Source organism: Paraburkholderia sp. JHI869 (assembly GCF_038900775.1).
In the GTDB taxonomy this organism is placed as follows: Bacteria; Pseudomonadota; Gammaproteobacteria; order Burkholderiales; family Burkholderiaceae; genus Paraburkholderia.
Window position 1 is genome coordinate 1 of record NZ_JAYMSC010000068.1, and the last position, 9267, is coordinate 9267.

The 9267-nt window shown below is 56.1% G+C and carries 5 protein-coding genes and 2 pseudogenes; 2 read left to right on the forward strand and 5 right to left on the reverse strand.

Features of this window, described 5'->3' with window-relative positions; genetic code table 11:
* Positions 1-520: 520 nt before the first annotated feature.
* The 4 genes and pseudogenes from VSR72_RS43610 to VSR72_RS43625 all read right to left on the reverse strand — a co-directional run bounded on the left by VSR72_RS43610 (position 521) and on the right by VSR72_RS43625 (position 6353).
* Complete coding sequence (locus VSR72_RS43610) at positions 521-2836, reverse strand: molybdopterin-dependent oxidoreductase (protein WP_342958360.1); 2316 nt, start codon at positions 2834-2836, stop codon at positions 521-523.
* A 184-nt stretch (positions 2837-3020) separates the two neighbouring features.
* The gene (locus tag VSR72_RS43615; RefSeq protein WP_342958361.1) at positions 3021-3440 is read right to left on the reverse strand and encodes a RidA family protein; all 420 of its coding nucleotides are present in this window, start codon (positions 3438-3440) and stop codon (positions 3021-3023) included.
* Between the two features lie 664 nt (positions 3441-4104).
* Positions 4105-4945, reverse strand: a pseudogene (locus VSR72_RS43620) (IS3 family transposase); the annotation flags it as partial.
* Between the two features lie 610 nt (positions 4946-5555).
* Positions 5556-6353 (reverse strand): helix-turn-helix transcriptional regulator, encoded by a 798-nt coding sequence (locus VSR72_RS43625; protein WP_342958362.1) that lies wholly within the window; start codon positions 6351-6353, stop codon positions 5556-5558.
* Positions 6354-6886: 533 nt separating this feature from the next.
* Here VSR72_RS43625 and VSR72_RS43630 point away from each other — a divergent pair.
* Together VSR72_RS43630 and VSR72_RS43635 are read left to right on the forward strand one after the other, a co-directional pair.
* Positions 6887-7468, forward strand: a complete 582-nt coding sequence (locus VSR72_RS43630; protein WP_342958363.1) for a cyclase family protein — start codon at positions 6887-6889, stop codon at positions 7466-7468.
* A gap of 152 nt (positions 7469-7620) precedes the next feature.
* The gene (locus VSR72_RS43635) at positions 7621-8205 is read left to right on the forward strand and encodes an NAD(P)H-dependent oxidoreductase (RefSeq protein WP_342958364.1); all 585 of its coding nucleotides are present in this window, start codon (positions 7621-7623) and stop codon (positions 8203-8205) included.
* A gap of 59 nt (positions 8206-8264) precedes the next feature.
* Here VSR72_RS43635 and VSR72_RS43640 read toward each other — a convergent pair.
* A pseudogene (locus tag VSR72_RS43640) lies at positions 8265-9077 on the reverse strand (IS5 family transposase).
* Positions 9078-9267 lie beyond the last annotated feature (190 nt).

Consider the following 9267-nt stretch of genomic DNA (forward strand, 5'->3'; position numbering starts at 1 on the left):
CATACTTGAAGGCCTGGAGTCGTTGCATACGGGAAAGCTTACCAGTACTCACGCGTTGTCAAGGACGCCTGCGGCGTCCGCGCTATCCTTCCCCCTGAAGGGAGAAGGTTGCCGTGCACCTGCTCAATCTACCAGCCTTGAGCGGTCGACACGATGCGCCCACTGCGGGCACGCCTCTTGGGGTCACGGATTTTTTTGATGTGTCGAACCGAGACTTATCACGCCCCGATTTGCATGGAACAAGGAAAACGGTCAGGTTAAGTACTGCCTATAGCGTCCGCAGGTAGGCCTGCGGACGCTACCGCTTGATCTCGTCTTACCCATTAAGGCGACTGCACCTTAAAACGAGGAGTCGATTGGCATGCCGCACGCTCTCTTGGCAAAACTCCGTCCGTTTCCGATCGCAGATAAACGCCGCTCAACGGACCACATCGAACGCTAAAGGCGAATCCTCGACTGCGTCCACAACGCAGCGCGTGTCAAGAATACTCTCGGCATGCGCTGTCGTTGTGCGCTCCGTCTACTCCGCCGAAAACTGCGGTAGATCGAACGCCGTGACATGAGGTGGATTATCGAACCTCTCGACTTGGACAAGCACAGTCTGCGCGACAGACCCCTGCCCCAAGCGTGAAGTTCCCTTATCAAGCGTCACAACGTTCGGGTTGCCATGCTTTTCTAACGACATTTCGATGCCTGGGTTTTCGGGGTCATACCAGGCACCTGTCGGCACCTGGACAACGCCTTTCATAAGGTCGTCGTTCAAGCTAGCAGACGCCAGAAAGGCTCCACGATCATTAAAGACCCTAACAACATCATCGTCGGCAATCCCGCGATCGGCTGCATCTTGCGGTGAAAGACTGATGACCTCCCTGCCGTTCTTCTTGAATTGAACGCTTACCTGACTCGGGTCCAACTGGCTATGCAGCTTTCCTGTTGGCTGATTGGATAACAAATGAAGTGGGAATTTTTCTGCCACTTCGCTCCCAAGCCATTCCGCAGGCTCTAGCCATGTGGGATGGGGCGGACAATCGTCATATGAAAAATCTGCAATTCGCTGCGAGAATATCTCGATTTTCCCTGAAGGAGTCTTCAGAGGATGCGCCTTGGGATCGTTGCGAAAGTCCGCAAACATCACGGGCTCCAGATATTCTTCCTCTGTCGGAAACTCGTAAGAGCCGCCCGCCCAAAACGCGTCAAAGTCCGGCGGCGCGTAGCCGAGCCCAATTGCACGGTCGCGCGCGCCATCATACATATGTCGCAGCCATTCCATCTCGCTGCGTCCCTCTGTGTAAGCGTCCTTGAAACCCATACGATCTGACAGTTCAACGAAAACGTCCAGATCGTTTCTCGATTTTGCCACCGGCTGAATCACTTGATGCATTGCAACCCAATGCCGCTGAAACTCCGTAGCGAGAATGTCATTGCGCTCCATCGTCGTCGTCGCCGGCAGTACGACGTCAGCATATTTTGCCGGGGGATTCCACCAAGGCTCATGGACTACCACGAAATCCGGCTGACGCCACGCACGCACAAACCGGTTCAAATTGGCATTGTGGTGGAATGGGTTACCGCCGACCGAATAGATAAGCTTGATGTCGGGCATCCGGATTGTTGACCCGTCATACTCGAGCTCGGAACCCGGATTGAGCAACATGTCTGCTACGCGTCCAACAGGTACAACTGAGCGCACTGGGTTGGGGCCCAGAGAGAACGTCGGACGCGGGATGTCGCGCGGCCGACGGACGGCAATACCCGACACGCCGCCAAAGCCAAGACTAAAGCCGCAACCCGGTTCTCCGATCCGCCCCAGCAGACTTGCCAGGACGACAGTCATCCATACAGGCTGTTCGCCGTGATCAGCGCGCTGCACAGACCAAGCTGTCGCGACCAACGTCTTATGTGCCGCCATTCGCCGAGCGAGTCCACGAATCGTGTCGGCACTCACCCCGCAAATCCTCGACGCCCATGTCGCATCCTTAGGTATGCCGTCACTCTCGCCCAAAAGGTAGCGGCGAAACGGCTCGAATCCCTCACAGTAAGTCGCCAGGAATTGCTGGTCATGTAAATTCTCGCTCACCAATACGTGGGCGAGACCCAACATCATTGCCGTATCCGAATTTGGAACGATAGGCAGCCACTCAGCCTTAAGCACCTCTGAGGCGTTGTCTCGCGACGGGCTAATGTTGATGAACTCAACGTTCGCGCTCGCAATCCGATTCATCCATTGCTCAGTCTCGTGCATGACCGCGCCACCGGGGTCGATCTGCATATTCTTCACATGCGCACCACCAAACATCACGACAAGTTCCGTGTGTTCAGCGATATGAGACCAAGGCACCACCATCGCGGTCACGTCCGAAGAGCCGACGACGTACGGCGCAATATGCATTGCGGCACCGAAGCTGTGGTTCCCGCGTTTGTCAACATAGCCCCCGAAGAGACCCAGGAACCTTTTCAGAACGCTCGGCGAATGGTGCAACCGGCCAGCACTTGCCCAGCCGTAAGAACCCCCGTATATGGCTTCGTTGCCAAACTCCGACCGAACTCTCCGCAGGCCTTCCTCGACAAGATCCATCGCTACGTCCCAGCTGACGGGAACGAAAGGTTCGGAGCCTCGCCCTGCGCGCGACGCCTCTCTTTTTTTCAAATAACCGGCTCGCACGTATGGCTGATCGATACGTAGCGGGCTACGCACCATCTCAGGCAGAGACTGCATGAGGGCAGTAGGTCCCGGGTCCTGCCCGAATGCAGTCACACCAGTGATTTCATCACCCTTCAGATGAACGTCATAGACACCCCAGTGCGACGCAGTCTGGACTAGTTTCGTATTAAGCATTTGCTACCTTCATGATAATGGGGCCGCGCCAACGTCGCTCTAGCCGTTGTCAGCTGACGGAAGGTAGGTGCGTCCCTCCGCGTTTATCGGCAGGCTGATTGATGGATGCCGGCAGCCACTTCTCGCATGGACCAACATGCGGCATTTGGAGGCCGGCGCCTCCGAGCCGTTCTTGCATTGGATGTCAATCTAGCCGGGCACCCAGGAGGAGTTGGAATTCGATTTCTACCGCCGCCCCAAGAGGCAGCGCGCTGACGACGACGAACGTTCTTGCCGGCGGTTCGATGTCGCTGAAAGCCTCTTCCCAGGCTTTGTTCACCGCTGCAGCGTCCCCCGCGGTCGCGCAAAAAACTCGCGCCACCAGGAGATCTTCCAGCTGCCAGTTCTGCTCGCGGCACAACGCCTTCAGGTTTCCAAGTACCTGAGTTGTCTGTTCATATGCTCCGCCCTCGACAAGGGTGCCGGATGCAGGGTCCAATCCAACCAGACCCGAGACGAATACAAAGGGCCCCGCTTGGACTACAGGGCTGTATCGAAATCGAGGCGCTGGCAATACCGCGGAAGGAACAACAGTGCGATGCATTGCGGGGTAATCGGTAGACATATTCATCCAAGTCATGGGCAAGACGTATAAACAGCGGAAACCGCCAACACTTACTACGTACACGTATTATATTCAGCTTATGAAGCCTAGTCGAGGTTGTCTATCGGGAAAACCATGATAGGAAGAAGATTTTTTGACGACCGGCGGAAGAGGGATTACAGATTAATATCCGGCGCCTTTAGTTGTCGCTTCGGCAGACAACCCCATGATCCATCGTATGTGCCTTTCGCCCTACAAAACTCTGGGTTAGTGCAGCGACCTGCCCCGAAGTCAGGAGTACACGAGAAACTTCATGGTCATGCCTCTGAGAAGCGCTGCCTTCCATACGAAGCGACGTCGCCAGTCCCGCGCCTTGGGCTGCTCGTCCGGATTGACGCAATTGCGCTTACTCCCGTAGACTGCTACATAGTACGTACACGGCTACAAAGATCCACATCGATGTGTGGTTAGTCGCTAGCCCGGATTGTCGTTCAGTTGGTGTGGAGCAGCCCATCCATCACCCTTCTCAAGGAAAGAATGCTGCTCGAAAAATACTGAATGCGTCACGCGCTACCGGACGCATCAGGACGCAAAGGCTGATCTGTCGTGCCTTTTCCCCGCGTTCAGGCTTTGCTACCACTGAGGTTCCCTCGGTTTTTCGCCTTCCAACGGCCCCGAGTTATGCAGCGGCGCCCTGGCTGCCGCGGTCCGAATGGCACAGCGCACCTGGGGCGGGACGACGGCGAAACCATGCCATCGTCAGAGCGTCCGTAGCGAGATCCGCCTTCATGCGCGGCTTGATCGACCAGCCCACCACTGCCCGGTTGAACAAATGGGCCGCCTCGGCCAAGTACAGCCAGCCCTCGTCGGTCCGGATGTACGTAATGTCTGAACTGAAGACCTGATTGGGCTCGACAGGCGTAAACTCGCGGCTCAGCAGATCCCGCGTAACCAGCAGCTTGTGCGCCGAATCCGTCGTCACGCGATAGCGGCGCTTGTCTCGAGCCCGGATGCCGTTTTCTCGCATCAGTCGTTCTACTTGGCCCTTGCTCGCCGGGTAGCGTTGATCACGAACTTCCTTGGTCATGCGTGGCGAGCCGCATACCCCCTTGGCCTCGACGTGCACCGTGCGGATACGCGTCAGCATTGCGTGTCCGTCAGCCGCGTTCGCTCCAGCGTACCGCCGCGCCTCCGCGCCCGATAGCCGTTCACGCTGACCGACAGCACAGCGAGGACAGCGGATATTGCCCGACCTGCCGGTCGATCCAGGCATACCTCACAGCAGGTCCTTCGCGAAGTATGCTGCCGCTTTTTGCGATCTCAAGCTCCATCTGCTCGAGCGTGACTGCCTTCGCTCCGGCACCGTTGAGCTTGCCCGACGCCTCGGCCTTCACCCAGTGGCGAAGCGTCTGCTCAGAAATGCTCAGCTAACGGGCCACGACGGCCACTCCCCGGCCATCCTTGACCCGCTGTACGGCGGCCAGCTTGAACTCCTCCGTGTACACCTGTTTCGGCACCTTGAACATGCGTGATTTCCTTCCTTTCCGTCGAGTTTACACACGACCTCTTGAAAGGCGAAATTTCTGGGGAGCTCACGCTCGCTTTCCCCCAAGACCCTCGAGTGGGCGCGTTGGTCTATCCACACGTCCACTTCTTTTGCCACTTTCCCGTAACGCAGGCAGGTCTCCACGCCTCCATATGCCCGCTGCCAATCGGTCGACACTGCTCCCTATCGTTTCACATCAGATATTGCCTTCGTACTGATTTGCGCGCCCGAGACCGTGGCAACCGACTTTCGGGCAGAAGACATAGCTCGTGCGCGTACAGGGCGCGCCGTCCTCGCCTTGCTAACAGCCGGACAATGGGCGAAGGCCTGTCACCGTGCGCGACACTCAGACAGTCGACGTTCATGTTGTCCATACTTTCGCGAGAACTTTTCGAATCACGCCGCCTCGTGTTGCCGGCACAATCGCGCCTACCCCGCTATCACTTCGCCGTTTTGTTGTTGGTCTGCAGGATCTTCAACCGAGCCGGTTCGTTGACCTCGTAGAGAGCCGTCAACCCATAGCTCTGCCCCTTCTTCACCCCAGAGTTTTGGTGCAAAAATGCCACGACGCCCAGGAAAACAAACTCCCCCTAGAAGTCTTGCGCGTTGATTGCAGCGCCTAGCGCGTATGCCCGAGGCGTTATCCCATAGGTTCGTCTGAACAGTGCTATAAACGTGCTGACATTGTTATAACCTAGGTCAAGCGACACAGCCGTCACAGCGCGACCTTGGGAGAGCAATTCAAGTGCTCGGAGTAGACGCGCGTGCTGGCGCCAAGCCGTGAAGCTCAGACCGGTCTCCTCTACGAAGCGTCGAGACATCGTGCGCGACGATATCCCAGCCCATTCAGCCCACTCCACTAGGCCGCGTTCGTTGGCCGGGTCCACCAAGACCGCATCGGCGATCCGTGCGAGGCGAGGATCATTCGGCTTTGTAAGACTACACGCCTCTGCAGGTAAGGCGCCAAGCTCGTCCAATATCACACCCGCAAGCCGTTCGTGCCGAGGGGTGAACGTATCGAGCGGCAGCGTGGCCAGGCGACGCACTGCCTCCCGCAAAAGTGGGTGGGTTTTTAGGATGGCCGGAACCGGGGGCAACATCCGCGTCGCCATTTCGTCGAGAAAGACGCACCAGCCAGAGAAAGGGCCGTGTGAACGCACCTTATGGACCATGTGCGGCGGTACCCATACACAATGCGTGGCTGGAATCACCCAGTTGTCGTTTTCGACCTTCACGGAAAGTGGGCCGTCACTGCTTCCAAGTAACTGCCCAACATCGTGCGCGTGATCCACGTCGTCTCGGACACCATCGTCGGATTGTTCGAGGGCGAGCATGGACCGCGTCGAGAGTGTAACTTCCAGATCCGGGAGCGTGAGAATCTGCGCCATGAAAAATACAAGGTATTGAGCGGCCGTAGCGCGTGGTTAGAGTTGCGTGACGAGGGGGGGGAATCATGCATCGCGCACCAACATCCATCGACACGTAGATTGTATTCATGCTCGCCTAAATTCATTAAACCGTCAATCTATGAAATTCCCACGTTTCCCGAACCGGGGGAACGTGCGATACATAAGTGCCGACGACACCACAACGCTCTTCATATTGCAGAAATTGGATTTCAATTGCGGAAATTGGATGGCTAAAGAAGACGTGTTGAATAGGTGATTCTTATACCGATCCGCATCGAAATGACACCTGGAGTGCACTGTCGGCAGAACATGCGCGCTCCGAACGCGAAGCCAAAATCTCCTGCGGATCCGCATCAATTTGACTTCTCATCCCTACCTTTTGTGTTCCGATCTGCGTCGCGCAATTGGCGTCCTTCCGCTATTGAATGGCGCGATTTCAGCAGCGAATCTAAAAAATATCAATAAGATATGAGAACCGAACGCACAGAAATTTATTCTTCAGGAGATGACTTATGTTCGTTAACCTATCTTTGAGCCTTCCGCAGGATCACCCGATTTTCTCACTTGCCAATTCAGACGGATACGGCCCTACGTCGCACGGTCATGTTGGCACGCATCTCGACACCTATCTGCAGGTCCCGATCCCCGTCGATTGGTGTGAGCGCCGCGCGGTGCTTATCGATGCTCGTTCCCATGGCTCGGTTGTCTCTGAGACTGCCATTGATGGTCTTGACATCCGCGAAGGCGACATGGTCATTTTCCGCACAGGCCGGATGGAGGAAACGGCGTACACGGTGCCCGAATATTTCATGAATCACCCAGTTCTCGACTGGGAACTCATTCGAACGCTCTTGAAAAAGAAGATTAGCTTTATCGGGATCGATGCCGCCGGGATTCGCCCCGGAAAGAAACTTGGGGATGAGCATCACTTGGCTGACATCGAATGCGAAGAGTCCGGCTGCTATGTAATCGAAAATCTCACCAATCTTGAGTCGTTGCCGGATCGGTCCCGCTCGGACTTTCCGGTTCGACTCGGCTGGATTCAGCATCAGGGCGCGAGCGGTGTCCCAGTGAAAGTCATCGCAGTTGTTTAAGTGCACGACTGCGAACGGGTGCCACTTGAGAAAATGAAATTTGATATTTATTATCTGGTTGCACTCCCATTTGATTTACTCTATATGTCGCAATGCTGGCAATGCCAAAGAATTGGCCGTGATTTAAAGGCAAACGTATGATTACCCCATGTATGAATACCCCATTAATCGTCGGAATCGGCGGAACGACATCTGATAGATCATCGACGGAGAGCGCACTAAAAATCGCACTCAAGTCGGCTGCGTCACACGGAGCCCGAGTTAAGGTATTTGGGGGGCGCCACCTCCAACAAATGCCACATTTTGAGCCTAGCGTTTCTGACAACAATTTCGCGCGCGAATTCTTAGATGCGGTGCGCGAAGCCGATGGGATTATTATCGGAACCCCATGCTATCACGGCTCAATATCAGGACTGTTGAAGAATGCCCTTGATCACCTTGAACGCACTTCTAAGGATGAGCGCGTTTATCTCGATGGACTACCGGTGGGCCTGATCGCAACAGCCTTTGGGTGGCAAGCAGTGGGAACGACACTCCTTACGCTCAGGTCGATCGTACATTCCCTGCGCGGTTGGCCGACTCCCTATGGCGCGGGGATCAAAGTGACCCCTGGTCTTTTCGCCGAGGACGCCTGTCTTGATCCCGATGTGCAAGCCCAACTCAATCTGGTGGGTTCGCAAGTGACAGACGCCGCCTTTAGAAACATCAACAGAATGACGCTCCGGGCTGCCACCTAACGACGCATCCCATATACTCATTGTTGTTTCGGTGTTGAAATAGAAATGGCTAAGAGGTGTTAACAGAATGACTTTTGCAGGCGTCGCCAGCATATGATGCAGCAGGCGATTCTGAGGAAAGCCTCGTGGATGAAGGCGAGTTGTTCGAAGCGGATGCGCAGTCGGCGGAAGTTGTGAAGCCACGAGATGGTCCGCTCCACAACCCAGCGTGTTTTGCCCAGCCCACTACCATGAGGCTGACCTCGTCGAGCGATTTCGGTTGCAATGCCGGCGGCATGCAGTGGACGTCGATATTTGTCGTGGTCGTTAGCCTCTGTCGCCCTGAACGACCCGAGGCTTTGATAGTGGTTTGCCACGCTTGCCGCGGATTGGCGAAATTGCCTCGACCAGCGCCTGAAGTTGAGTGACGTCGTTGCGGTTGGCCCCGGTCAGAATCACCGCGAGCGGGATGCCCTGCGCTTCAGTGATGAGATGGTGCTTTGAACCGGGTCGCGCGCGGTCTGTGGGATTCGGTCCTGTTTTTGAGCTGAGCCCACAGCGCGGATTGAAGCGGAATCGACGATGACGCGAGACCAGTCGATTTGGTCAGCTGCGCGCAATCGCGCAAGCAGCACCTCGTGCAACTGCTCCCAGACGCCAGCGGCTTTCCAGTCGCGTAGGCGACCCCAGCAACTCATGCCGCTGCCGCAACCCATCTCGCGAGGTAGCAGGTCCCAACGCAGGCCTGTCTGTAAGACGAAGAGAATGCCGGTGAGCACCGCACGATTGTCGAGCGGCTTGCGCCCCGGATAACGGGTTCGTCGTAGTTTGGGAGGGGGCAGCAACGGTTCGGTGAGTGCCCACAGTTCGTTGTCGAGTATCGGCTTGGCCATGTCCTTTAGAACGGACTGAGCGGATTGGATGAGCAAATCGCCCGGATCGGAACGGCTGCAGCTTTATACATGGCCTCGTCCCGTTTGCCAAATGATCCGGCCTACAGCGAACAGGTGCTGGATTGCATATATACATTCGGCCTGTTGATGGCACAGTTGTGCCTGGCCCCAATGGATTTCGCCCGACGAC